This window comes from Sorangium sp. So ce426 (genome assembly GCF_051475585.1).
In the GTDB taxonomy this organism is placed as follows: Bacteria; Myxococcota_A; Polyangia; order Polyangiales; family Polyangiaceae; genus Sorangium; species Sorangium cellulosum_B.
Map to the genome: position 1 here is coordinate 3675394 of NZ_CP150341.1, position 22890 is coordinate 3698283.

Annotated in this window: 19 protein-coding genes; 11 read left to right on the forward strand and 8 right to left on the reverse strand. The window is 74.0% G+C overall.

Annotated elements, in window-relative coordinates; genetic code table 11:
* Window positions 1-2: 2 nt before the first annotated feature.
* The 3 genes from WMF44_RS13885 to WMF44_RS13895 all read right to left on the reverse strand — a co-directional run bounded on the left by WMF44_RS13885 (window position 3) and on the right by WMF44_RS13895 (window position 3439).
* Entirely contained in the window at window positions 3-1310 is a 1308-nt protein-coding gene (locus WMF44_RS13885; RefSeq protein WP_437299597.1) for a hypothetical protein, read from the reverse strand.
* On the reverse strand, window positions 1307-2521 hold the full coding sequence (locus WMF44_RS13890; RefSeq protein WP_437299598.1) for a hypothetical protein: 1215 nt from the start codon (window positions 2519-2521) through the stop codon (window positions 1307-1309). The genes WMF44_RS13885 and WMF44_RS13890 overlap by 4 nt, the downstream gene beginning before the upstream one ends.
* Window positions 2522-2659: 138 nt before the next feature.
* Window positions 2660-3439, reverse strand: a complete 780-nt coding sequence (locus tag WMF44_RS13895) for a tetratricopeptide repeat protein (RefSeq protein ID WP_437299599.1) — start codon at window positions 3437-3439, stop codon at window positions 2660-2662.
* Window positions 3440-3839: 400 nt separating this feature from the next.
* Between WMF44_RS13895 and WMF44_RS13900 the strand changes: the two genes are divergently transcribed.
* The 7 genes from WMF44_RS13900 (at window position 3840) to WMF44_RS13930 (ending at window position 10641) form a co-directional block, all read left to right on the forward strand.
* Window positions 3840-5285: a sigma-54-dependent transcriptional regulator gene (locus WMF44_RS13900; protein WP_437301561.1), complete on the forward strand. Its 1446-nt coding sequence runs from the start codon at window positions 3840-3842 to the stop codon at window positions 5283-5285.
* A gap of 4 nt (window positions 5286-5289) precedes the next feature.
* Window positions 5290-6582 (forward strand): formylglycine-generating enzyme family protein, encoded by a 1293-nt coding sequence (locus tag WMF44_RS13905; RefSeq protein WP_437299600.1) that lies wholly within the window; start codon window positions 5290-5292, stop codon window positions 6580-6582.
* A 156-nt stretch (window positions 6583-6738) separates the two neighbouring features.
* Complete coding sequence (locus tag WMF44_RS13910) at window positions 6739-7479, forward strand: hypothetical protein (RefSeq protein ID WP_437299601.1); 741 nt, start codon at window positions 6739-6741, stop codon at window positions 7477-7479.
* Window positions 7476-8732, forward strand: a complete 1257-nt coding sequence (locus WMF44_RS13915; RefSeq protein ID WP_437299602.1) for an ABC transporter ATP-binding protein — start codon at window positions 7476-7478, stop codon at window positions 8730-8732. Before WMF44_RS13910 ends, WMF44_RS13915 begins: the two co-directional genes overlap by 4 nt.
* On the forward strand, window positions 8722-9486 hold the full coding sequence (locus WMF44_RS13920; RefSeq protein WP_437299603.1) for a hypothetical protein: 765 nt from the start codon (window positions 8722-8724) through the stop codon (window positions 9484-9486). Before WMF44_RS13915 ends, WMF44_RS13920 begins: the two co-directional genes overlap by 11 nt.
* A 151-nt stretch (window positions 9487-9637) precedes the next feature.
* The gene (locus WMF44_RS13925; protein WP_157906649.1) at window positions 9638-10057 is read left to right on the forward strand and encodes a hypothetical protein; all 420 of its coding nucleotides are present in this window, start codon (window positions 9638-9640) and stop codon (window positions 10055-10057) included.
* A gap of 41 nt (window positions 10058-10098) precedes the next feature.
* Complete coding sequence (locus tag WMF44_RS13930; RefSeq protein ID WP_437299604.1) at window positions 10099-10641, forward strand: hypothetical protein; 543 nt, start codon at window positions 10099-10101, stop codon at window positions 10639-10641.
* Here WMF44_RS13930 and WMF44_RS13935 read toward each other — a convergent pair.
* The 3 genes from WMF44_RS13935 to smpB all read right to left on the reverse strand — a co-directional run bounded on the left by WMF44_RS13935 (window position 10619) and on the right by smpB (window position 13088).
* Entirely contained in the window at window positions 10619-12073 is a 1455-nt protein-coding gene (locus WMF44_RS13935) for a DUF362 domain-containing protein (protein ID WP_437299605.1), read from the reverse strand. The genes WMF44_RS13930 and WMF44_RS13935 overlap by 23 nt on opposite strands.
* A 191-nt stretch (window positions 12074-12264) precedes the next feature.
* Entirely contained in the window at window positions 12265-12567 is a 303-nt protein-coding gene (locus WMF44_RS13940; protein WP_437299606.1) for a hypothetical protein, read from the reverse strand.
* A complete protein-coding gene (gene smpB / locus WMF44_RS13945) occupies window positions 12564-13088 on the reverse strand; it encodes an SsrA-binding protein SmpB (protein WP_044968393.1) in 525 nt (174 codons plus the stop codon). The genes WMF44_RS13940 and smpB overlap by 4 nt, the downstream gene beginning before the upstream one ends.
* A 188-nt stretch (window positions 13089-13276) precedes the next feature.
* On the opposite strand from smpB, the gene WMF44_RS13950 reads away from it, so the two are divergent.
* The 3 genes from WMF44_RS13950 to uvrA all read left to right on the forward strand — a co-directional run bounded on the left by WMF44_RS13950 (window position 13277) and on the right by uvrA (window position 19410).
* Window positions 13277-13654, forward strand: a complete 378-nt coding sequence (locus WMF44_RS13950; RefSeq protein WP_437299607.1) for a hypothetical protein — start codon at window positions 13277-13279, stop codon at window positions 13652-13654.
* 16 nt (window positions 13655-13670) lie between these two features.
* Window positions 13671-13898 carry a hypothetical protein gene (locus tag WMF44_RS13955; RefSeq protein WP_437299608.1) on the forward strand — a complete coding sequence of 76 codons (228 nt, stop codon included), beginning with the start codon at window positions 13671-13673 and terminating at the stop codon, window positions 13896-13898.
* A 166-nt stretch (window positions 13899-14064) separates the two neighbouring features.
* A complete protein-coding gene (gene uvrA / locus WMF44_RS13960; RefSeq protein ID WP_437299609.1) occupies window positions 14065-19410 on the forward strand; it encodes an excinuclease ABC subunit UvrA in 5346 nt (1781 codons plus the stop codon).
* A 45-nt stretch (window positions 19411-19455) separates the two neighbouring features.
* Here the strand turns inward: uvrA and WMF44_RS13965 are convergent, their stop codons facing one another.
* On the reverse strand, window positions 19456-19659 hold the full coding sequence (locus WMF44_RS13965) for a hypothetical protein (protein ID WP_437299610.1): 204 nt from the start codon (window positions 19657-19659) through the stop codon (window positions 19456-19458).
* A 188-nt stretch (window positions 19660-19847) separates the two neighbouring features.
* Here WMF44_RS13965 and WMF44_RS13970 point away from each other — a divergent pair, with 188 nt between their 5' ends.
* On the forward strand, window positions 19848-20309 hold the full coding sequence (locus tag WMF44_RS13970) for a hypothetical protein (RefSeq protein ID WP_437299611.1): 462 nt from the start codon (window positions 19848-19850) through the stop codon (window positions 20307-20309).
* Between the two features lie 465 nt (window positions 20310-20774).
* Here the strand turns inward: WMF44_RS13970 and WMF44_RS13975 are convergent, their stop codons facing one another.
* Window positions 20775-22853, reverse strand: a complete 2079-nt coding sequence (locus tag WMF44_RS13975; protein ID WP_437299612.1) for a protein kinase domain-containing protein — start codon at window positions 22851-22853, stop codon at window positions 20775-20777.
* Window positions 22854-22890 lie beyond the last annotated feature (37 nt).

The following is a 22890-nucleotide window of genomic DNA, read 5'->3' on the forward strand; positions in this document are numbered from 1 at the left end:
GGTTAGTCGGCGCGGCGTCGCCTCGGAAGCCTCCGGCGCCATGCGACCGCGAGCGCCCCGGCGCCGAGCGAGAGCCAGGACGCCACGCCCGCGGCCGCGCCGTTCCCGGGCGCGTCGCAGGAGCATCGGCCGTAGATGCCGACCGTCGTCTCGCCGTCGTGGTCGTCGTCGTTGCCCAGCGGGGCTCCAGCGCCTCCGTGGCCTGTGGTCGCGATCGGCGCGCCGCCGGCGTCACCGGCATCGTCGCCGCTCCCGCCTGCGCCGCCGCGGCCGCCCGTGCCGCCGCCTTCATCGCCGCCGCTGCCTGCGCCGCCGCTCCCGCCTTCACCGCCGCCGCCGCCTGCGCTGCCGCCGCTGCCTGCGCCGCCGCCCGTCTCGCCGCCACTGCCCGTCTCGCCGCCGCTGCCCGTCTCGCCGCCGTCGTCCGCGCAGCGCGTGAGATGGAGGGGACGTTTGCGCGTGCAGTCGGTCGGCGACGCGCAGCGGGGATCGGAGAGCGCGGGCGGCGCGCCTGTGCCGCCGATCTCGCCCAGGTCAGGGTAGGCGACCTCGGTCCTCTCCCAGCGCCCCCCGGTGTGCTCCATCCAGCCGAACACCCGCTCCTGGTACGGAACGGCGCCGCCGATCGCCGGGTCGTAGACGCCGCGGCCCGCATCGTAGTTGGGGTTGTTCGGGTTGTTGACGTACGCCAGCCCGTTGTAGGCCCACACGGCGCTGTACCAGTGCTCGATGAACGCGGGTTGCCGGTCGCCGACGCAGCGCGTGGCCCTCCACTTCGCGGCCAGGATCTGGGTGCCGGTGGCCGCGTTGTAGGTCGGCTCCGCGGCCACGCGGCGAGGATCGAAATCCGGGCTGTCGCCGCGCCGCATGCCGCTCGTGATCTGCGAGGCGCCGTAGCCGCAGTCGAAGGAGATGATCGTCCGCGAGCTCTCCCCCACCTGATCCATGGGCCGGTCCGGCGCGCAGAACTGCTGCCACCCCGACTCCTGCATGGCGATCGCCTTGAGCAGCTCGCAGGGGAACGTGGCGGGAACGTTGCGCCGCGCCTCGGGCAGATCGCAGCCCTGACCGAGGTTGAAGGCCGGCGGACCGGCGTCGCCCCAGGCCTCGGGGCCCCGCGAGACGCGATCGAAGATGGCGTTCCACTCCGCGACGGAGGGGTTGATCCCGGGCACGGCCTCGATCGCGCAGCCGCGATCGTTGTACGCGCTCGACGCCGTGAAGCAGGGGCAGTACGCGGCGCGCGCGGCCGGCGCGAGCAGCGCGGCCGCGGAGAGCGCCGCCGGGATCAGGAGAAGGCGGCCCGTCACGGCTCCTCCTTCGCGACGGTGAAGCCGGCGACCGCGATGCGCGCTCCGGGTGGCGCAGGGATCGTGGCGACCTCGCCGCTCTCCACCCGGATCGCGAAGGGGACGGCGAACGCGGACGGGTTCGTGTGCAGCGCCGCCACCCACGCCGCGTCCTGCGAGACGGCCTGGATGGCGTCGATGCCGGGCCCGAGCGGGCTGCGGATCGCGGCGCGCGCGCCGACGACGGACAAGCCGGTGGCGCGCTCGGGCGTGTACGCGAGCCCGCCGCCCGGCCAGGCGTACGGGGCGAGGCCGTGGCTCGCGCTCGCCCCGAGCCGGGTGCGCTTGCCCCGGGCGAGATCGATCCGATCGATGACCCACAGGCCCGGGTCGGTCTCGTGCCGCTCCTGGAACACGAGCGCGCCCGCCGCGGCGTCGATCGAGAAATCGCGCGCGAACGGCGGGATCGACGGGGCGATCACCCGCGTCGCGCCGGAGTCGGGGTCCACGAGGACGATGTCGGCCGACGCCGGGGAGACGCGGTAGAGGACGAGCTCGCCGTTCCACGCGCCGGCGAGGAAGGCGAGGTGGCCGGTGTGCCGGTGCACGGTGCGGATCGCGCCGGTGGCGAGGTCGACCTCGTCGATGGTGAGCGCGTCGACCCGGATCTGGGTGGGGTTGTTGTTGGGCTGCCGCTCCGGGCCGGCGACGCCGCGCGAGACGAAGACGCGCCCCTCGGCGGTGACGAGCGGGCGGCTCGCGTGGACCACGCCGTCGCAGAGCGCGACGGGCTCTGCGCCCGGCTGGATCCGGAAGAGGCTCGCGTTGAACGAGCGGTCGCTGGACGGGCTCGTCTCGGCGGTCGCGACAACGAGCCGCGTTCGCGGGACGACGCGGGCGCGGACCACGGCGTCGCTCAGGTGCCGGAGCGCGGCGAGCGCGGGACCGGCCTTGGCTCCGCCGATCGGCGCGATGTGGAGCGTGGTCCGGGCCGCCCCCGGAGGCGTCGCGAGGATCGCGACGCTGGGTGGCGCGGAGGGATCGGCGAGCGCCGCGACGGCCGTTGGCACGAGGAGACGGCCGACCCGCGAGATCGCGGGCGCAGCGGCGTCGCCATCGGCGAGCACCGCCGTCATCGTGCCCGTCAGCGCGGCGAGCAGCGCGCAGGGGAGCGCGATCCTGCGCAGACGGCGCCGTGTCAGGGGCGAGCGGGCGTAGGAGCTGAGATGCACGACAGGAGAGTAGACGATGCGCCGGTGAGCGCTCGCTCGCGAGGAGGCGCTCGCTTGCCAGCCTCTGCCTCCCCGCCGTCCCGCGCGGCCGGGGCGCCCGACCCCGTCGCCGTCGCGCCCGGCGCCAGGTCGCCAGCCCTAGAAGCGGCCGGTCATGCCGAGCCCGGCCGCGCCCGGTCCAGCGACCGGCGTCAGCTGGAGCTTGCTCGGCCAGGGCTGGTTGAACCCGAGCTCCCAGATGAGGCCACCGGCGACGCCGGCGGCGCCCAACCCGAGCAGCACGCCGCCGACCGTCGCGTGCGTGCGCCCCTGATTGCCCTTCTCGGCCACCTCCTCCGTACAGCCCTTGCGCGACGGGCAACGATCCTCGGCGGCGCTGATGTCCGCGAAGCCGCTCGAGGTGAGAATCCCGCCGACCAGCAGCGTGACGACCCCGGCGCCCGTCGCGACCCACGGCGAATAGCCGTAAGGAGGCTGCGGCGGAGGCTCCTCCCTGGGGCGATCCGGGACCGCCGAGGCGGTGGGGGCCGTCGGGAGCACCGCCGGCGCGGACGCGGACGCGCTCGCGCTGGCGCTCGGCGCCGGCCGGAGGGCGTTCTTGAGGTTCTGGATCTTGTCCTGGATCGTCTGCGCGTCGCTCGCGTCCGGCGTGCGGGCCAGGTAGGTCTCCAGCGCCGTGACCGCCTCGGCCCGCTCGCCCTTCTTCTCGTAGGCGTTGGCGATGTTGATCAGCACGCCGTGCGCCGAGCAGTCGAGCTGGTAAGCGTCCTTCCAGTACTGGATGGCGCGATCGTAGTCAGCGCGCTCGTAAAACTGGGTGGCGGCCTTGTGCGCCCCCTTGGCGCCTTCCAGGTCGGCGGGGGTCGCCGTGCGGTAGCACTCGGGGTATTCGATGGCCGGATCTCCTGCTAAGGCCAACCCCGCGGCGAGGAATATCCCCGCGCCGAGACCGACCAGCCAAGTCCGAAGCACACGCATCCGAGCCGCCCTCCGAGAAGTGGCCGCAGCATACTGATCCGCTTCGCCGGCAGCGAGAAAAAGGAATAGTTGCGGACCTCGAGGCAATGCGTTCGGCCTGCCGACCGGCGTGGCGAGCGCCGAGCGAAGGGGCGGCCAGGGGAGCGGGACAGGAGCCCCGAGCGAAGCGACGGCCGGGGGACGGCATGGGAGTCCAGAGCGAGGCGGCGGCCGCGGGAGCGGGGCGGGGAACGCCGCCGGCGCGCCCGCGCGGCGCGTGGGTGGCCGACCGGCCGGCAGGATCGTCGAGGGACGGTCCCGGCGCTTGCTTGGTTTCCGGTTCTGCTAGTCTCGCCCGGTGATGCTCCCCGAAAAGAAGCAGATCCTCGTCGTGGATGACGAGGCGAACCTCCGGCGGGTCCTCAGCGCCCAGCTCGGCCGGGATGGCTACGAGGTCCACACCGCGGAAGACGGCGAGGAGGGGCTCGCGTTCCTGAAGGAGCACCACATCGATCTGGTCATCACCGATCTCCGGATGCCCAAGGTCGACGGCATGGACCTGCTCCGCGCCGCGCTCCGCGACGACCCGTCGCGGCCTGTGGTGCTGCTCACGGCGCACGGGACCGTCGACAACGCCGTCGAGGCGCTCAAGACGGGCGCGTTCGACTACATCACGAAGCCGTTCGATCAGAACGAGGTGCGCGTCGTCGTGAAGAAGGCCCTCCGCACCCGCGATCTCGCGAGCGCGGACGCGACGCGGGACGTCTCCGCGGCGCAGCCCCGGGGGGGCTCCGACCGGTTCGGCATCATCGGCGAGAGCCCGCCCATCCAGGAGCTCTACGCGATCCTCGAGCGGGTCGCCGACACGCCGACCACGGTGCTCATCAGCGGCGAGAGCGGCACCGGGAAGGAGCTCGTCGCGCGGGCGCTGCACGAGAACTCCGGCCGTCGCGACCGGCCGTTCATCAAGGTCAACTGCGCGGCCATCCCGAAGGACCTCATGGAGTCGGAGCTCTTCGGCTACGAGCGCGGGGCCTTCACCGGCGCGGTCGGCTCCAAGCCGGGGCGCTTCGAGCTCGCCTCCGGCGGCACGCTCTTCCTCGACGAGATCGGCGAGATCCCGAACGAGATGCAGGTGAAGCTCCTGCGCGTCCTGCAGGAGAGCGAGTTCGAGCGGGTCGGGGGCATCAAGACCATCCACGTCGACGTCCGGCTCGTCGCCGCCACGAACCGCGACCTCAAGCGGGAGATCGCGGCGGGCACGTTCCGGGAAGACCTCTTCTACCGGCTCAACGTCGTCCCGATCGCGCTCCCCGCGCTGCGCGACCGGAGGAGCGACATCCCCCACCTCTGCACCCACTTCGTCGCGAAGTTCAACGCGCGCCTCAAGAAGAGCATCGAGAGCATCGAGCCCGAGGCGCTCGAGCGCCTGGCCTCGCACGCCTGGCCGGGGAACATCCGCGAGCTCGAGAACGTCGTCGAGCGGGCGTTGCTCTTCGCCGACGGCGCGCGCATCCGCCTCGACGACCTGCCGGAGGAGATCCGCGGCGGCGCCACGCCTCTGCCCGGCGCGTCGCTGCCGCTCGCGGCCGCCGCCGCGGACACCTCCGCCGCGCCGTCGACGCCCGACGGCCTCAAGGAGCAGGTGAAGGCGGCGATGAGCAAGCTCGAGCGCGACCTCATCGAGCGCGCCCTCAAGCAGACGCACGGCAACGTCACCCACGCCGCGCGGCTCCTCAAGATCTCGCGCAAGGGGCTCCAGCTCAAGATGAAGGAGCTGAACCTCCGCGAGCGCGACGCCGAGTGAGCCCGTGGGCCTCGGCGAGCATCGCTCCGTCCGCGCGCCGGGGGGGAAGGCCCTCGCCGCCGCCGCCTCGCTCGCCGGCCTCCTCGCGGCCTCTCCCGGCTGCGATCGCGGCGGCGCCCCGTCGGGCACGGACGCCGATCTCGACGCCGCCCCGCCCTGGGACGTGAGCCAGACCGAGCCGGAGCCGCGCCCCGGCATGGCGTGGATCCCGAAGGGCGTGCTCATCGCGGGCACGCCGCCGGACCGGCTGCCGCGCATCGCCGACGAGGAGATGGCGGGCGCGCAGGTCGTGATGCACGGCTTCTACATCGACATCTTCTCGTACCCCAACGAGGTCGGCGCGATCCCGACCACGAACATCGCGCAGGACGAGGCGCGCGCGCTGTGCGAGGCGCAGGGCAAGCGCCTCTGCACGGAGCTCGAGATCGAGCGGGCCTGCAAGGGGCCGGACAACACAACGTACGAGTACGGCGACACGTACAAGGCGCCGCTCTGCGCGACCGGGCAGAGCCGGGTCCTGACGCCCAACGGGGTGAACGCCGGGTGCGTGAGCGCATTCGGGGTGCACGATCTCCATGGCGGCGTATGGACCTGGACCTCGAGCCAGTGGCAGCGGGGCAGCGGCAAGCCGGGGCTCGTCACCCTGCGCGGAGGCAACGGCCCGACGGGCGAGCTCGTGGGGCGATGCGCCCACGGGCGCGGCGCCAAGCCGGACACGCGCCGCCCCGAGGTCGGCGTCCGCTGCTGTGCCGGCGAGGTGAACAGCTTCGAGGTGGTGCTCGAGGTGACGCGCGATCGCCCGCTCCGGCTGGAGCCGCTCGTCGACGCGCGCGCCGCGGCGCAGCTCGCGGCGCTCGCGCCGGAGGAGGTGCGCAACGCGCCCCGGGCGGGGTCGGCCGAGGGGGCGTTCAGCGTGGAGCGCATGTGGACCTGGCACCCGCGGGGCAACGAGGAGCTCGTGCTCGGCGGCGGCTGCGCGCGGCCGGCCGGGGTGAACGGGGTGCCGCGTAGCCGCGCCAAGCGCGCGAAGCGGTCGCGCCCGGGCGACGGGACGACGTGCGGGCTCCTCATCGCCCGGATGCGCATGAGCGCGCCGGCGCTGCTCACGTTCGTCCCGTCGGATCTCTGGGAGCCCACGATCGGCGAGGCGGACTCGCCGCGCGAGCTCTTCCTGTACGGCGGCGACGCGCTGGGCGCCTTCCGCCGTCGAATCACCTACGAGTGGGGCAAGATCGGCGTCGCCGACAAGGAGCGCAAGCGCAAGCACAAGGGCCGCCGCGGGCTCTCGTACGACTGAGGCCCCTCGGCGTCGCGACGGGTGGCGCTGGCGCGCGGCGGCACCACATTCCGGCGGCGCGCTCCGGCCCGTGGCACATTCGCCTTGCGCCCGGGCGCCTGGAAGGGCAGCGCTAGCAGCGCGCGTCGCCGCTGCGCCGTCCGCACGCTCCCTCCGATGACCCGCCCGCACGACCCCGAACCGCGCGACGCGACGAGCAAGCGTCCGGACGATCCCGCGCGGCGGCGCGCGGCCGCGCGCCGCTCGCTGCGCGCGGCCGTCGCGCTCGGCTGCGCGCGGCTCCGCGGCGCGCGCGGCGGGCGGCTCGGCCTCACCATGGCGGCGCTCGTCTCGCTGGGGTGCGGCGTCATGGCGCTCGTGCTCCGGCTGGACGACGGGACGACCTCGCTGGAGGCGCTGCTCGGCTCCGCGGCGCGCGGGCTCGCGTGGGCGGCCGCCGGCCCGATCGCCCTCGCCGCGGCGCACGATCGCCCCGGGGCCGACCGCCGCGACGGCATCGAGGCGCTCGCCGCCGCGCGGGGGATCTCGCGGGCCTCGCTCCACGGCGTGCGCAGCCTCGCCGCGATGCTCGAGGTCGGGCGCGTCGTCGCGCTCCCGCTGGCCGCGCTCTCGGTGCTCGCGGCGCTCCTCTCCGGCTCGCTGCTGCTCGGCCTCCGGCACCTCGCGTACGGCGCCGCGCTCGCCCTGTTCGGCGTCGTCTCCGGTGTGACGCTCGGCGGCCTCGCCTCGGCGAGCGGCCGCGTCGCCGGGGCGCGAGGGCGCGCCCTGTTCCTGGTGCTGACCCTCGTCCCCTGGGGGCTCGCCGATCTCGCCGGCGACTCGAGGTGGTCGATCCCGGGAGCGCTCGGCGCGTTCCTCTCCTTCGCGGCCCGCTCGGCGGGAGGCCCTTCAGGATGAGCCCGGGCGCTCCTGTCGTGGTGCTCGAGGGCGTGCGCGCGCGCGACGGCGCCGGCGAAGAGGGGCGCCCTCGAGGGGGCCTCTCGGGCCTGTCCTTGGCGCTCGGCCCGGGCGTGCACGCGGTGCTCGGCGCCCCGGAGGACGGGACGCTCGCCCTCGCGGAGGTGCTCGCAGGGCGCGCGGCCCCCCTCGCCGGCCGCGCCCTCGTGGCGGGGCGCGACCCGCGCCGGAGCGCGGCGACGCGGGCGCGGATCGGCGTCCTGGCCGCCGCCCCGGAGCTGCCCGACGGCGCGTCGGTGGCGTCGTGCATGTCGGTCGCGCTCCGGGCCCGCGGCGCGCCCGCGAGCGGCGCCGCGGCGCTCCTCGAGCCGCTCGGCCTCGCGCCGCTCCTCACCCGCCGCGCGGCCTCGCTGAGCTTCTCCGAGGCCAGGGCGGTCGAGCTGTCGCTCGCCCTCGGGGTGCCGCGGCCGCTCCTGCTCTGCCTCGTCGAGCCGTTCGCCGACGTCGCCGTGCCGTCTCCGGAGCCGGTCCGAGAGCGCCTGCGCGCCCTCGCTGCAGCTTCCGCCTGCGTCGTGCTCGTCACGTCCTCGACCGTCGACGCGAGCGCCCTCGCCGACCGCATCCACGTGCTCGATCGCGGCGTCATCGCGCGGACGGAGCCCGGCGCCGGCGAGCGCCTCGCCGCTGCCCCGGGCGCGGACCCGCCGGGCGCGGGGCGGCCCGAGGTCGAGATCCACGTGCTCGTGCACGAGCGGGCGCCCGGCGCGCCCGGCGCTCGCGCGCTCGCCGCGGCGCTCGCGAGCGCTCCCGCCGTGCGCGCGGGCGCGTGGGAGCAGGGGCCGGCGGAGGCGTCGTCGACGCTGCGGATCCGGGCCGCGGACAGGGAGGCGGCAGCGCTCGCGATCCTGGATGCGGCCGCGAGGGAGGACGTCACGCTCCTCGCGATCTCCTCGCCGCCCCCGTCGATGCACGACGTGCGGGCGGCGACCGCGCTGCACCTCGCCGCCGCTCGCTCGAGCCGGCCCTTCGGCGCACCCGCGATCGAGGGCGCTGCCCCGCTGCCGGGCGCGCCCGAGGGGCCGTTTGCGGTGGCGGCGTTCGACGCGCCGGCGCCGCTCGGCCCGGCAGCGCCCGCTGGTGTGCCGCTGCCGGCGCACGGCGATGCCGCTGCCGGCGGACGTATGGGGGCCGACCCGCCGGGGGCCGACGGTTCACCGCACGCCACGGAGACAGGACGCCACGATGGTGGGTGAGAGCGCATCGAGCGCCGCAGCGCGGCCGGTTCCTCCCGCGGAAGGGGAGGCCGAGCCGGGCGGGCGCGCGCTGACGGGCGTCCGCCTCGGGATGGAGATGACCCTGAGCCGCCTCCGCGCGCGGCGTCCGCTGCTTTCGTTCGGGCTCGGCGCCGCGCTCGCGCTCGCGGCCGCGGTCATCGAGATCGCGTTCGGGTCTTCCGGGGCCGTGGACCGGGCGCTGCTCTCCACGTTCCGCCTCGCCACGCCGCTCACGATCTTCGCCCTCGCCGCCGACGCCGCCGATCGCACCACGCTGCGCGACGCGGCCTGGCCGGCGGCCCGCTTCGGCGCCTCGTCCCACCATGTCGCGCTCGGCATCGCCCTGGCCACGGCCCTCGCTTCCGCCCTCGTGGGAGCGCTGCTCGCCGTCGTCGTCGTCGCCGTCGCTCATCGTCCCGGCGCTGCGCCGTTCGTCCGAGACATGCTCGTCAGCGGGTGGATCGGCGCGCTCACCGGAGCCGCCTACGCTGGCTGGTTCTCGCTCGGTGCGACCTTTTTCCGGCGCGGCCTCGGCCGCTTCGTGCCGCTCGCGGCCGATCTCCTGCTCGGTGGCTCTGCCGGGGTGATCGGCGCACTGTTGCCCCGGGGCAACGCCGTCAACCTCCTCGGCGGCCCTTCGCCGCTCGGGCTCGGGCAGCCCGCGAGCGCCGCCCTGCTCGCGTCGAGCGCCCTCGTGCTCGCGCTCGCCGCGGCGGCTCGCTGCAGGGAATAGTGAGGGAATAGTGAGGGAATCGTGTGTGGGCCGGGCCGGACCGCGGCGGCTCGGCTCGCCTTGCCCCGACCGGCTGCTTGACGTTCACGACGATGGCGTGAGCGGCGCAAGAGGGATGGCTTCATCCGCTCGTTCACGTACTCTTCGGGGAATGACTCAGGAGCACGGGGACGACGAGGCCACCAAGGCGGTCAACGCGCCTCGATCGGTCCTGCTCGTCGGCTCGTCCGAGGCGCTGGCGACGCGCTGCAGGGGGATGTGCCTGCGGGCTCGCGTCATGCTCATCGTCGAGAGCGACCTGGCGGCGCTGACGAACACGGCCGTGGAGCGGAAGCCGCTCGCGCTCCTGTTCCCCGACGACATCTACGCCTTCGACAGCGCGGAGTTCGACGCCCTGGCGCGCGACATCCAGGCCGCGGTGGTGACCCTCGAGCCAGGCGTCACGGACGAGGTCATCGAGGCGCGGCTCGCGGAGGCGCTGCTCCGAGCCGAGCTCCTCCGGCAGCCCGAGCCGTCGTCGAGCCGTTACGTGCTCGTGCCCGACGGCCCCCGCCGCTCCAAGCGTCGCTGACCGGCGCGCCCTTGCATGATGATGAAAAGGAGCTCCATCCGATGAGCGAGCTGCACCTCGATCCGAACGCGTCCCGCCTGACGATCCACACCCGAGCCGTAGGGATGCTCGCGCGCCTGGCGCACGACCTCGAGATCACGGCGTCCGAGCTGCGCGGTCGGGCGCGGCTCGACGGCGAGTCATGGACCGCCGAGCTCGAGGTCCCCGTGGCCAAGCTCTCCGTCGCGGGTGTCCTGCGCGGCGATCGCGTCGATCCCGACGTGCTCTCCGCGGCAGATCGCGGCGACATCGAGCGGCGCCTGCGCGGCGAGGTGCTCGCGGGGACCGAGATCGTGGCGGTGCGCGCCTCGGGGGCCACGCGTGACCGCGCCGAGGTGCGCGTCCAGGTCGCCTCGGGGAGCGCCTCGCTGGTGGCGCGGCTCTCCTCGCGCGATCGCGGCGACGGCGCGATCGGGGTGACGGGCACCTGTCAGCTGTCGATGGCCGCGCTCGGCGTGCGCGAGGTCAAGGGGCCGCTCGGCGCCTTCAAGGTGCGGGACGAGCTCGACGTCCTCTTCGATCTCACTCTGCGGCCTGCGAGCTAGGCGGCTCGGACGGGAGCTCGGGCGCCGCGTCGCCGCGCGGGCAGGCACCGTGGACCTGGTAGGGCTTGCCGGCGATCCGCTTCGCGAGCGAAGCCCCGCGCCAGGCGACGTACGCCTTGTTGAAGTCGAGCAGCTGGTCGGGGGCGAAGTACGGGTTCTTCGTCTTGCCCAGCGTGACCAGCGTGAGCACCTGCTCCGCCACGCTCACGGGGCAGCCCTCGAGCCGGAGGGTGGTCTCGTTCCGGGCCATCGCGAGCTTGGTCGTCACCTTCACCATCTTCGCGAGGACGTCATCGTGCTTCGCGGTGTAGGGGTCCCGCGCGCTCCGCTCCCGGTACAGGCTCTCGATGCTGACCAGCTGATCGCCGATCTTCCCTTTGTACGTCGCGCAGTCGCCGATGAAGATCACCTTCTCGCCCGGCTTTGCGTCGATGGGGCCCTCGTAGGCGCCGAACACGACGTGCATCCGCGGCATCTTCGCGTCGCACTCCTTGTCGTACTCGCGCAGGATCTCGATCGCCTCCTCGATGGCCCCTGGACAGCCGCCCCAGCAGTAGTCGGTGCGCTCGGGCTCGGGCGGCGAGCCCGCGTAGGCCGTGATGTTCGTGCCCTCGAAGTACTTCTCGACGCGGACGAGGCCCACCTTGAACCCCTTGGCCTTGTGCTTCGCCTCCTCGAGCGTCACGTCCCCCGTGATCTCGATCTCGCCGAGGTCCATCGGGCCGAAGCCGCGCTCCGACGCCAGGCGGATGTGCTCGACGCTCCTCGGATCGACGCCGATGATCTGGCAGCAGACCGAGTCGAACGCGACCTGGTTGTTCCCCATGATGATGAGGCCCAGGTCGAACGGCGAGGGCGTGAGCATCCGCCCCTCGCCCGCGGTGATGGCGTCGATCGCGATGAACTGCGGCTGCACGATGTACTGGAGATCGGCGACCTTCTCGTTCAGCCGGTGATCGTGATCGATGAGCCTGTGCCGATCGTCCTGGATCCCGATGTAGTTCTTCATCGAGAAGGTCACGGTGGTCCAGGGGTGCGACTTGAACTTGGGGCAGTTCACGAAGAAGTCGGCCTTCGCGACGGGCTCCGGCGTGAACACGTAGTCGCGCAGGCGGCCCTCGTGCGTGAGCGGGATCTCGACCTGCTGCTCTTCCTCGAAGTGGTAGTGCTTGACCCCGGTCCGGCGGAACATCGGGTAATAGCCGGCGCTCTCGTACGTCATGCGGGTCGGGAGCGTGATGCCGCACCGCTCCCCGACGGCGAGCTCTCGCACGCGCCCGTCGTCGCGATCCTTGAGCGCGCCGATCACCCCCTCGACGAACTCGGGCCGCGTGTACGCGTGCGGAAAGTGCGCGCCCGACGCGACGACGTTGGGCTTGATGAGCGTCCGGCCGTGCGGGCGCAGCGAGAGCTCTTCGAGACCGCTGCGCACGATGCCGCGGATCTTCGCAACGTCATACGTCGAGCAGCGGCGCAGAATTACACGAGGGCGCGACGTAATTTTCATAGAAAGCCAGCGTATGGGTCGCGCTGAGCCATCGCAACACCCGCCGCCGGACGAGCCGCGCCGCGCTGCCGCTGCAGAACAGCCTGGGCGTTCGCTGCTGGACGGATCGTCGTGGCTCAGCCCGTGCGTTCGCCGACGACGAGCCGCGCCAGCTCGGCGCGGACCTCGCGCGTCGCATCGATGAGCCGGCCTTCGAGCTCGTAGGTGCGCTCACCGGGCGCCGCGTCGCTGGGCTCGGTGGGTGTGCGCAGGCGGCACCGGGCGACCTTCACCCGGATCGCCGTCCCCGTCGCTTGCAGCGAGCCCTCCACGCGCGCTCCGGGCGCCGAGGAGGCGGTCGAGTGGAGCCGCACGCGATCTCCGTCGATCTCGACGAGCTCTGCCTCGCCGCCCTTGGACCAGGTGAGGTGCGACGTCATTCCGGCCTCCGCAGCCCGGCGCTCCGCGCGCGGGCGGCGCCGCCGCGGGCCCGCTCCATCGCCGCGCGGGCTTCGCGGGTGGCGTCCTTCTCTTTCAGGCTCTCGCGCTTGTCGACGGTCTTCTTCCCCTTCGCGAGGGCGATCTCGGCCTTCACGCGCCCGTTCTTGAAGTAGAGGCGGGTCGCGATCACGGTCATGCCCTCCCGCTCCACGCTCTTGCGGATCGCCTCGATCTCGCTCTCGTGCAGCAGCAGCTTGCGCGGGCGCTTCGCCTCGTGCCCGAAGGCGGCGCCGGGCATCACGGGGATGTTGACCCCCTTCAGGAACGCCTCCCCGTTCTCGATGGCGCACCAGCTGTCGGTGAGCTCGGCCGCGCCGTCGCGGAGCATCTTCACCTCGCTGCCGAGCAGCACCAACCCTGCCTCGAACCGATCGTCGAGGGTGTAGTCGAACGTCGCGCGCTTGTTGCGCACGATGAGCTTCTCCCCCTCTCGCTCCTTCTCTTTGCCAGCGCGGCTCACGCGGCCGCATAGCGCGCGCGCCGCCGCCTGTCCACACCGCTTCACGGGGCCGCGCCCGCACGGCGCCGCTGCTGCGCGCCGCTCGCGCGGCGCGTCCCGCTGCGGCGCCGGCGTCCTCGCTTGACGCCGATCGCCGCCGCTCATCCAATGGTCCTTTCGCTCGACCTGCCGTCGGTCTGGAGGACTCAGTGAATCGCGGACTGCGCTTTTCGGCCTGGCTCGGGGCGATCGTGGTGAGCTCTGCGCTCTTCCCCGGGTGCAGCTGCAGCTGCGGCGTCGCCGCGGACGGCGGCACCGTGGACGGCGATGGGGGGTGGAGCGGCGGCGGGCAGGGCGGCGGCGGGCAGGGCGGCGATGGGCACGGTGGCGGCGGGCACGGCGGCAGCGGGCAGACTCCCAGGCGCGTCGGGGTGACCGAGACGGTGACCGCTGGCGAGGTCGCGAGGAGCTCGCGCTACCGCATGGTGTTCACGCTCGGGCAGCCGACGCAGAACCAGGGGACGTCGACCTCACCCAAGGTGCGGATGCGAGGAGGGCTCATCGGAGCCGACGGGAGCTTGCCGTGACGAGGAGCTCGATGTCGTGTTCGCCCCTTACGACGAGCGCGACCCTTCGACGCCCCTGTGGAGCGAGGTCCACTCGATCACGTTCGAGGACGGCTTCTTCTCGGTGCGCCTCGGCTCGATCGTCCCGTTCGGGAGGGCACGATGGGGCCGCTCGGGCCAGACGCCGCGCCTGCCGGGCGCGCCCCCCGCGCTCGGCTTGTCGGGTCGCCCGAGCGTCGTGCGCACCCGTCGCCACGGACCGTGATAATTCGACGACGCGGAACGCAATGCCGCAGCACGCTGGGTCGGCACGCCGCCCACGTACGATCGTTCGCGACGATGGGCTGAAAGAGGGCTAAACACTCGCGGTTTTCACGCGGCCGTGTCCACTCCGGACGGCGTCCCCGCGGGTTCACCCTACCGCGCGTCCTATGCACTCGATCTGTCTCCGCGGCGCCCGCACGCACAACCTCCAGGGCATCGACCTCGACTTCCGGTCCGGCGAGCTCGTGGCCATCGCCGGCGTCTCGGGCGCTGGCAAATCGTCGCTCGCGCTCGACACGCTCTATTCCGAGGGACAGCGCCGGTTCGTCGAGAGCTTCAGCCCCTACGCTCGCCAGTTCCTCGAGCGGCTCGAGCGGCCGCCGATCGACGCGCTCGAGCCGGTGGCGGCCGGCGTCGCCGTCGACCGACGCGCGCCGGTCAAGAGCTCGCGATCGACCGTCGCCACGATGGCCGACCTCGAGCCGTATTTCTGCGCGCTCTTCGCGCGCGAGGCGGTGCCTGTCTGCCCGTCCTGCGAGGCGCCGGCCGCGCGGACCGACCCGGCGCGCGCGGCCGACCTCGCCGCGAGCGCGCACGAGGGGGCGACCGCGCTCGTCACGTACCCGATCGCGGTCGCCGGGACCGAGCGGTTCCTCGACGTGCGCGAGTCGCTGCTCGCCGCCGGCTACCGGCGCCTCCTCGTCCGCGGCGAGGCGCGCGACATCGACACCGTGGCGCCGTCCGAGGCGATGAGCGGCGCGGACAAGGTCGAGGTCATCGTCGATCGCGTCCGGGTCGCCCCCCGGGAGCGCCGGCGCCTCGGCGCCGCCATCGAGGAGGCGTGGAAGGGCAGCGGGGGCGACGCCTCGCTCCACCTGCAGCGCAAGGCCGACGAGCAGGGCGGCCAGGGGGCGGGGCCCACGCGGCTCCGGCTCGTGCGCGGGCTCGCCTGCCCCTCGTGCGCGCGCGCCTTCGACCCGCCGCGCCCCGGGCTGTTCTCGTACCAGTCCCCCACCGGCGCGTGCCCCTCGTGCCGCGGCTTCGGCCGCACCCTCGGCATCGACTACGACAAGGTGATCCCGGACCCCTCGAAGTCGATCGCAGGCGGCGCGATCCGGCCCTGGAACGGCCGCTCGACGACGTGGGAGCGGAAGCTGCTCCGCGCGTTCTGCGAGCGGAAAGGCATCCGCACCGACAAGCCGTGGCGCGACCTCTCCGACGCGCAGCGCGCGCTCGTGCTCGAGGGCGAGGGCTCGTGGACCCAGGGGAAGTACCCCGGCGTGAAGGCCTGGTTCCGCTGGCTCGAGACGCGCACCTACAAGATGCACGTCCGCGTGCTGCTCGCGCGTTACCGCACCTACGACGTGTGCGGCGCGTGCAACGGCAAGCGGCTCGCCCCCGAGTCGCTCCTCTACCGCGTCGGCGGCCTGGATCTCGCCGCGTGGCACGAGCTCGAGCTCCGCGACGCCCGCGCGCGCCTCGAGGCCGAGCGCCCCCAGACGGGCCAGGGGGAGATGGCGCGCCGCGAGCTCATCGCGCGGCTCGGGTACCTCGAGCGGGTCGGGCTGGGCTACCTCTCGCTCGCCCGCCAGGCGCGCACGCTCTCGGGCGGCGAGGCGCAGCGCGTCGCGCTCACCGCGGCGCTCGGCACGTCGCTGACGGGCGCGCTCTTCGTGCTCGACGAGCCGACGGTCGGCCTGCACCCGACGGACATCCCGCCGCTCATCGCGGCCATGCGCGAGCTCGCCGATCGCGGCAACGCCGTGCTCGTCATCGAGCACGAGCCCCTCGTCATCCGGGCGAGCGATCGCGTCGTCGAGCTGGGCCCCGGCGCGGGCAAGCAGGGCGGGCGCGTCACCTTCGACGGCCCGCCCGACGGGCTCGCCGCGCGCGGCCCGCTGGCGCCGGCGCGCGCGGAGCGCCGGGCGCCGAGCGGGAAGATCGCGATCCACGGCGCGCGCGAGAACAACCTCCGCGACGTCACGGTCGACGTGCCGCTCGGCGTCGTCGTGGCGATCACGGGGCCGAGCGGCTCGGGCAAGAGCACGCTGGTGAACGACGTGCTCTACCGGCACATCGCGAGGGCGCGCGGCTACAAGGACGTCGAGGCGCCCGGCCTGTACAGGCGCATCGAGGGCACGGCCGACATCCGCACCGTCACGCTCGTCGACCAGGCGCCGCTGGGGCGCACCTCGCGGGGCAACCCTGCGACCTACACCGGCGCATGGAACCGCATCCGCGCGCTCTTCGCCGAGCAGCCTGAGGCGTCGGCGCGGGATCTCGGGCCGGGCCACTTCTCGTTCAACGTCGCGCTCGGGCGCTGCGAGGCGTGCGCGGGCGAGGGGAGCGAGACGATCGAGATGCAGTTCCTCGCCGACGTGTCGCTGACCTGCCCCACCTGCAAGGGCAAGCGGTTCCGCGACGAGGTGCTCGAGGTGAAGCTCGACGGCCGCTCGGTCGCCGACGTGCTCGACCTCTCGATCGACGAGGCGTTCGAGGTCTTCGTTGGGCAGCCCGCGATCCGGCGGGCGCTCGCGCCGCTCAAGCAGCTCGGCCTCGGTTACCTCACGCTCGGGCAGCCGCTCTCGACGCTCTCCGGCGGTGAGGCGCAGCGGCTGAAGATCGCGCGCGCGCTCGGCGAGCCCTGCGCGGGCGCGCTCTTCCTGCTCGACGAGCCGAGCGCCGGCCTTCACCCCGAGGAGGTGACGCACCTCAACGCCGCGCTCTCCGTGCTCGTGACCGAGGGCGCCTCCGTGATCGTCGTCGATCACGACCTCGACGTCATCGCCGCGGCGGACTGGGTCGTCGATCTCGGCCCGGGCGCGGGCAGCGAGGGCGGGAGCGTCGTCGCCGAGGGGACGCCCGAGGAGGTGGCCCGGACGGCGACGCGGACCGGCGTCTCGCTGGCCGAGTGGTTCGCGCAGCGGGGCGACGGCGGCGCTCGGCGCCCGCGGCGCGCTGCGGCGGCGGCCCCCGCCGCCCCGAAGCCCGGCAAGCGCGGCGGCGCCGCCGCGCGCGCGTCGCTCGACCGGGGTCGGATCGAGGTCGAGGGCGCCCGCGAGCACAACCTCGCCGAGGTCTCGACCGTGATCCCGCACGGCGAGATCGTCGTCGTCACCGGCCCGAGCGGCTCTGGCAAGAGCACGCTCGCGTTCGACGTGGTCTTCGCCGAGGGCCAGCGGCGCTTCCTCGAGACGCTGACCCCCTACGCGCGCCAGTTCCTCCCCACGCTGCCGCGGCCGGACGTCGATCGCGTCACCGGCGTCCCCCCCTCGATCGCGCTCGAGCAGCGCACCACGCGCTCCGGCGCCAACTCGACCGTCGCGACCGTGACCGAGATCGCGCACTACCTGCGGCTGCTCTACGCCAAGGTCGGCGAGGCGCGCTGCCCGGACTGCGACGTGCCGATCGAGGCGCGCTCGCCGGACGACGTCTACCGCTCGCTCGTCTCGACGCGCGGCGCGCGGACGCTCCTCGCCCCCGCCGTCGTGGCGCGCAAGGGGACGTACCTCGACGTGTTCACCGCCGCCGCCCGGGCCGGCATCACCCGCGCGCTCGCCGACGGCGAGCCGTGCGCGACCGACAGTCCTCCTCGCCTCGACAAGCGCCGCGAGCACTCGATCGACCTCGTGATGTACGAGGGGCGCATGGACGGCCTGGATCGCGCCCTCTTCGATCGCGCCCTCGCGTTCGGGCGGGGGGCGGTCAAGCTCGCCGGCGGCCGCGGCGGCGAGCAGCTGCTCTCGACCACGCGCACCTGCCCGCGCTGCGGCGTCGGTGTCCCGGAGCTCGATCCCCGCTGGTTCTCCTTCAACACGAAGCAGGGCCGGTGTGCGTCCTGCGAGGGGACGGGCGCCTCGGACTTCGACGACGACGCGCTCGCGACGCCCGACCCGTGCGAGGCCTGCGGCGGCTCGCGCCTCGCGCCGATCCCGCGGGCGGTCCGGCTCGCGGGAGAGCGCTACCACCAGGCGTCCGGCCGGTCGGTCGCGGCCGCGGCCGCGTGGGCGAGGGGGCTACGGTTCACGGGCGACCGCGCGCTGATCGCCGAGGCGCCGCACAAGGAGCTCTGCCGCCGGCTCGACTTCGTCTGCGAGGTGGGCCTCGGCTACCTCACGCTCGATCGGCGCGCGGCCACCCTCTCGGGCGGCGAGATGCAGCGCCTGCGGCTCGCGGCGCAGCTCGGCAGCGGCCTCACCGGGGCGCTGTACGTCCTCGACGAGCCGACCATCGGCCTGCACCCGCGCGACACCGACCGGCTGCTCGGCAACCTCCGGCGGCTCGCCGGGATGGGCAGCACCGTTCTCATGGTGGAGCACGACGCCGACACGATCCGCGCGGCGGATCACCTGATCGACCTCGGCCCCTCGGGCGGGCGCAAAGGCGGCCGGATCGTCGCGGCGGGGCCGTCGCGCGCGGTGCTCGCGAACCCCGACTCGCCGACCGCCCGGGCGCTCGCCGGCGAGGATGCGCTGCTCAGCGCGCGCCCGGCGCGCCCCCCCGCGCGCGAGCACATCGAGCTCCTCGGCGCCCGCGCGCACAACCTCCAGGGGGACACGCTCCGGATCCCCGCGGGCCGGATGACGGTGGTCGCCGGCGTGTCCGGCTCGGGGAAGAGCACGCTGATCCAGAAGGTGCTCTACCCCGCCGCGCGCCGCGCGCTGGAGCTGGAGGCGCCCGAGCCGGGCCCGCACAAGGCGCTGCGGCTGCCGAAGAGCATCCTGCGGGCGGTGGCCGTCGATCAGTCGCCCATCGGGCGGACGCCGCGCTCGATCCCCGCGACGTTCCTGGGCGTCTGGGACGAGGTCCGCAAGCTCTACGCCGCCTGCCCCGACGCGCAGGTGCGCGGCTACGGCCCTGCGCGGTTCTCCTTCAACACGGCCTCCGGCGGGCGGTGCCCCGCGTGCGAGGGTCAGGGCGTCATCGCGCACGAGATGTCGTTCTTGCCGGACGTGACCACGCCTTGCGAGGCGTGCGGCGGCGCGCGCTTCGAGCCGGCGACGCTCGACGTGCGCTACCTCGGTCTGTCCGTCGGCGAGCTCCTGGACCTCACCGCGGAGGAGGCTGTCGAGGTCTTCGCGGCCCACCCGAAGATCCGCGCCCCGCTCTCGACGATGTGCGATCTCGGCGTCGGTTATCTCCACATCGGCCAGGGGTCGCACACGCTCTCGGGCGGCGAAGCGCAGCGGCTCAAGCTCGCGGCGGAGCTGACGGCCGGCGCGCGGCCGAAGCCCACGCTCTATGTGCTCGACGAGCCCACGACCGGCTTGCATCTGGCGGACGTGACGCGCCTGGTCCGCGTGCTCGATCGCCTCGTCGAGCGCGGCGACACGCTGGTGATCATCGAGCACCACCCGGCGGTCATCGCGTGCGCGGATCACGTGGTGGAGCTCGGCCCGGAGGGCGGCGCCGGCGGCGGGCGCATCGTGGCGGAGGGCACCCCGCGCGAGGTGGCGCGTCAGCCGACGGCGACGGGCGAGGTGCTGAAGCGGATCTTCGCGAAGGCTACGTGAGCGGGCGCGCCGCGCGAACCGGCGCGCCGTCCCGGGGAGCGCGGCTCAGCCGCCGGCGCGCTTCGCGTACTGGTACGCGGTGTAGGCGGAGATCAGGTGGCAGATCCAGCCGAGCCAGCCGCCCGAGCCGATCCACAGGCCGGGGGTGATGATCAGCCAGAAAATGCAGCGCAGGAACGCGCCGTTGTAGAGCTGCCCAACGCCCGGAATAAGGAACGAAAGCACTGCGGCGATCCCGGATTTGCTCATGGCATCGGAACCTGATCACCGTGACCGCCCTGTCAAGCGGGCTGGGGGAACCTAGGCATGGAACGGACCCGCCGCGCCGCTGCCAGCAGCACAGGGCGCGGTGCAGGAGGGCTCAGCGGCTGCCTGGCAGGACGATCCTTCGACGGCCCGTCGAGGACGTAGAAGGGGTCGGCGCAGGGGTCGTCCCTGTGGCGGTAGGCGCGGGGGTCGTCGACGTGGCCGTGGGCGCGGGGGTCGTCCCCGTGGCGGTAGGCGCGGGGGTCGTCCCCGTGGCGGTAGGCGCAGGGGCCGTCGCCGTCGGCTTGGGTTGTGCTTGCGCCGTCGGCTTCGGGGCTGCCACGGGGGCAGGCGCGGGCGGCTCCGGCGCGGTCGCCGCGGGTGTGGCGGCCGTCGGCGGGGGAGGCGCAGGATCGCCGGCGACCGACGCAGGCGCCGGGGGCGCCTCGATGGGCGTCAACGCTGCGGCATCTTCGGACGATCCTCGGCTGCGCATCACGAAGAAGGCGGTCGTCAGCCCGCCGATGACCACGAACGCGCCGATGCCGATCAGCGCGAGCGTCGCGCCGGAGCTCTTCGCGCGAGGACGCGCGGGGATCGGCGCCGGGTACAGCGCGCCGCTGCCCGGCAGCTGGGGAGCGCCTCCGGCGTGAAACCCCGGCGCTCCGGCGGCCCCGGGGCCACCTGGGGCCCCGAACGGCGAGCCGCCGTACGGGCTGGGAGGCTGGGGCGGCTGCCCGTAAGCGCCTCCTGCTCCAGGTGGTCCGCCGTAATTCGCTGTCGCACCGGGCCCGTACGGGCCCGGTGCACCCGCTGGCGGCGCGCCGTACGGGCCAGCGGGAGCGCCGTACGGGCCCCCGGGAGGCGCGCTGTTGGTCCCGCCTTCGACGAGGGTCCGCGGGACGGCTGCGCCAGCGGCGTTCGGATCGTGCGGCGCGGTGCCGGGCGGCACGGGGAAGGCGCCCTGCGGCGAGTTGGGCCCTGCGAGCGGAGGCTCGCCGGGCACGGTCTTGCCAGGGCCGTACATGCCGCTCGGGGGCGCAGGCCATCCCGGCGGCGGACCGCTATTCTGGTTGCTCATCGAGATCGCATCCTACCTACCGTACGCGCCCGGCGCGTCAGTTGTTGGGTACGATGATCACGCGCCGTCGAGGCCTGTCCGGCGGCGTGTCGGGGGGGCTCGTCGTCGGCGTCGTCGGCGGGCTCGTCGTGTTCGGCTGGGGGTTGGCCGGCGGCTGCGCGCTGGTCGGCGCGGGGAACGGGAATGGCGGCAGCGTCGACGGGATGACCCAGGGAAGCTGGGGGATGATCGTCGTCCCGCTGGGGCGTGTGGTCGGCGCCGTCGTGGTCGGCGCCGTCGTGCTCGGCGTCGCCGGCGGCTTTGCCGTCGTGGTCGGCCGGGGCTGCGGCTTGGCGACCACGGGCGGCTCGACGGGAGGTGGCGTCACCGCCGGGGGCGTCACGGCGGGGGGCGTCGTCGCGGGCGGGCTGGGATCCGAAGGCACCGTGTTGGCCGGCTGGAGGGTCGGCAGCAGGGCCGGCCCCGCGTCGGCCTGCTCCTTCCGGCCCAGCTCGTTGGCGATGTACAGACCACCGACGACGGCCCCCGTGATCCCCGTGGCGAGCAGCAGGATGGCGAACAGCGACGTCCCGCCTCGCGCGGGCCGCTGCGCGCCGTGCGCCGAGGCGCTCTGCGAGATCCTCGGCAGCGGATCCATCGGCGCCGTCCCAGGGATGTAGCCCTGCGCGCCGCCGCCATATGCGCCGCCATACCCGGGCGCTGGGCCGCCGTTGAATCCGCCGCCCGGGGCCGCGCTCCTGTCCATGAACGGCGCGCCTCCGACCGCCGTCCCTCCCGGGCGCGGCGCCACATCGAAGGGTCCCGGCTCGTGGCTCGTGGCGGGCACCCCCTGGGGGAGAGCGTAGGGGGCAGCGCTCACGGTCGCCGGCTGCGCGATCTGGGGATACCCACCTTGCTGGGGATAGCCCCCTTGGGCGAAATACGGGCCCGAGGAGGGCTCCGGCCTCGGCGTGAACCCTGGCGCTGACGCCGAGGGCCCTCGGGCATCCGAGGAAAAGCCGCCCATGGGGGTCGAGGGCCCGAGGCCGCCCGGGGGGCCGCTGGACGCGTGCTGCGCGCCGCCGTCCTCCGGCGGAATCGTCTTGGGAACGGAGCTGGCGCGACCGTCCCCCATCGCGTTGGTCGCGGGCGCCGCCGCGGAAGGCGTGAGCATCCCGGGCGCCGCGAGGGCTGCCGCCAGGGCGGCCCCGGACGACCGCGCCAGGCTGACCTCGGACGGCGCGGGGGTGAGCGCCGACGGGGCGCGGGCGGCTCGGGCGAACGGCTCCAGGGCGCTGCGGAACTCGGCGGTGGTCGCGAAGCGATCCGGCGGCGAGGCCGCCATGGCGCGGTGGACGGCCGCGCAGAGGCCGGGCGCGAGCTCCGGCGCCAGGTCGGAGAGCCGCGAGATCTGGCCCGAAAGGTACGCTCCCGCGATCTGCTGGGGCTCATCGCCGCCGACCGGCCGGCGACCGGCCAGCATCTCGAAGACGATGACGCCCAGCGAGAAGATGTCGGCGCGCGCGTCCACGGAGTCCGCGGAGTAGGCCTGCTCCGGCGCCATGTACTCGGGGGTGCCCATGATCACGCCGGGGCGCGTCAACCCGCGATCGAGCTCCCCCGTGACCTTCAGCTTGGCGATGCCGAAGTCGAGCAGCTTGATGAGCGGCTCTCCCTTGGCGGACTTCGTGATGATCACGTTGTCCGGCTTGAGGTCCCGGTGGACGACGCCCGCGCGATGGGCGGCCTCGACGCCCTCCAGCATCTGCATCGTGTACTCGAGCGCGTCGGGGTACCCGAGACGGATGCCTGCCCGGTAGAGCTCCTCGTACAGGGTCTGGAGCGTCTTCCCCTCCAGGTACTCCATCACGATGAACGCCAGGCCGGACGCCGTCTGGTCGACGTCGCTGACGCGAACCACGTGCGCGCTCTGGATCTGCGCGGAGACGCGCGCCTCCTGGAGGAAGCGCTGCACCAGGCCGGAGCGGCGGGACAGCTCGGGGTGGAGAAACTTGAGGGCGACCGTCGTCCCCAGCACCTCGTGGCGGGCTTCGTAGACGCTCCCCATGCCGCCATCGCCGATGAGGCGCACGAGTCGGTACTTGTTGTTGATGACCTGGCCTGCCTGCGGACGCATCGATCTCCGTTGAGGGCGCTGGAGTTGCTCGGAGAGT

Coding starts and splice junctions, on each gene's coding strand:
- WMF44_RS13910 (WP_437299601.1), top strand. CDS start 6,739: ATGACCCGCCCGCACGACCCCGAACCGCGCGACGCGACGAGCAAGCGT.
- WMF44_RS13925 (WP_157906649.1), top strand. CDS start 9,638: ATGACTCAGGAGCACGGGGACGACGAGGCCACCAAGGCGGTCAACGCG.
- WMF44_RS13940 (WP_437299606.1), bottom strand. CDS start 12,567: ATGACGTCGCACCTCACCTGGTCCAAGGGCGGCGAGGCAGAGCTCGTC.
- WMF44_RS13975 (WP_437299612.1), bottom strand. CDS start 22,853: ATGCGTCCGCAGGCAGGCCAGGTCATCAACAACAAGTACCGACTCGTG.
- WMF44_RS13900 (WP_437301561.1), top strand. CDS start 3,840: ATGCTCCCCGAAAAGAAGCAGATCCTCGTCGTGGATGACGAGGCGAAC.
- WMF44_RS13965 (WP_437299610.1), bottom strand. CDS start 19,659: ATGAGCAAATCCGGGATCGCCGCAGTGCTTTCGTTCCTTATTCCGGGC.
- uvrA (WP_437299609.1), top strand. CDS start 14,065: ATGCACTCGATCTGTCTCCGCGGCGCCCGCACGCACAACCTCCAGGGC.
- WMF44_RS13930 (WP_437299604.1), top strand. CDS start 10,099: ATGAGCGAGCTGCACCTCGATCCGAACGCGTCCCGCCTGACGATCCAC.
- WMF44_RS13915 (WP_437299602.1), top strand. CDS start 7,476: ATGAGCCCGGGCGCTCCTGTCGTGGTGCTCGAGGGCGTGCGCGCGCGC.
- WMF44_RS13920 (WP_437299603.1), top strand. CDS start 8,722: ATGGTGGGTGAGAGCGCATCGAGCGCCGCAGCGCGGCCGGTTCCTCCC.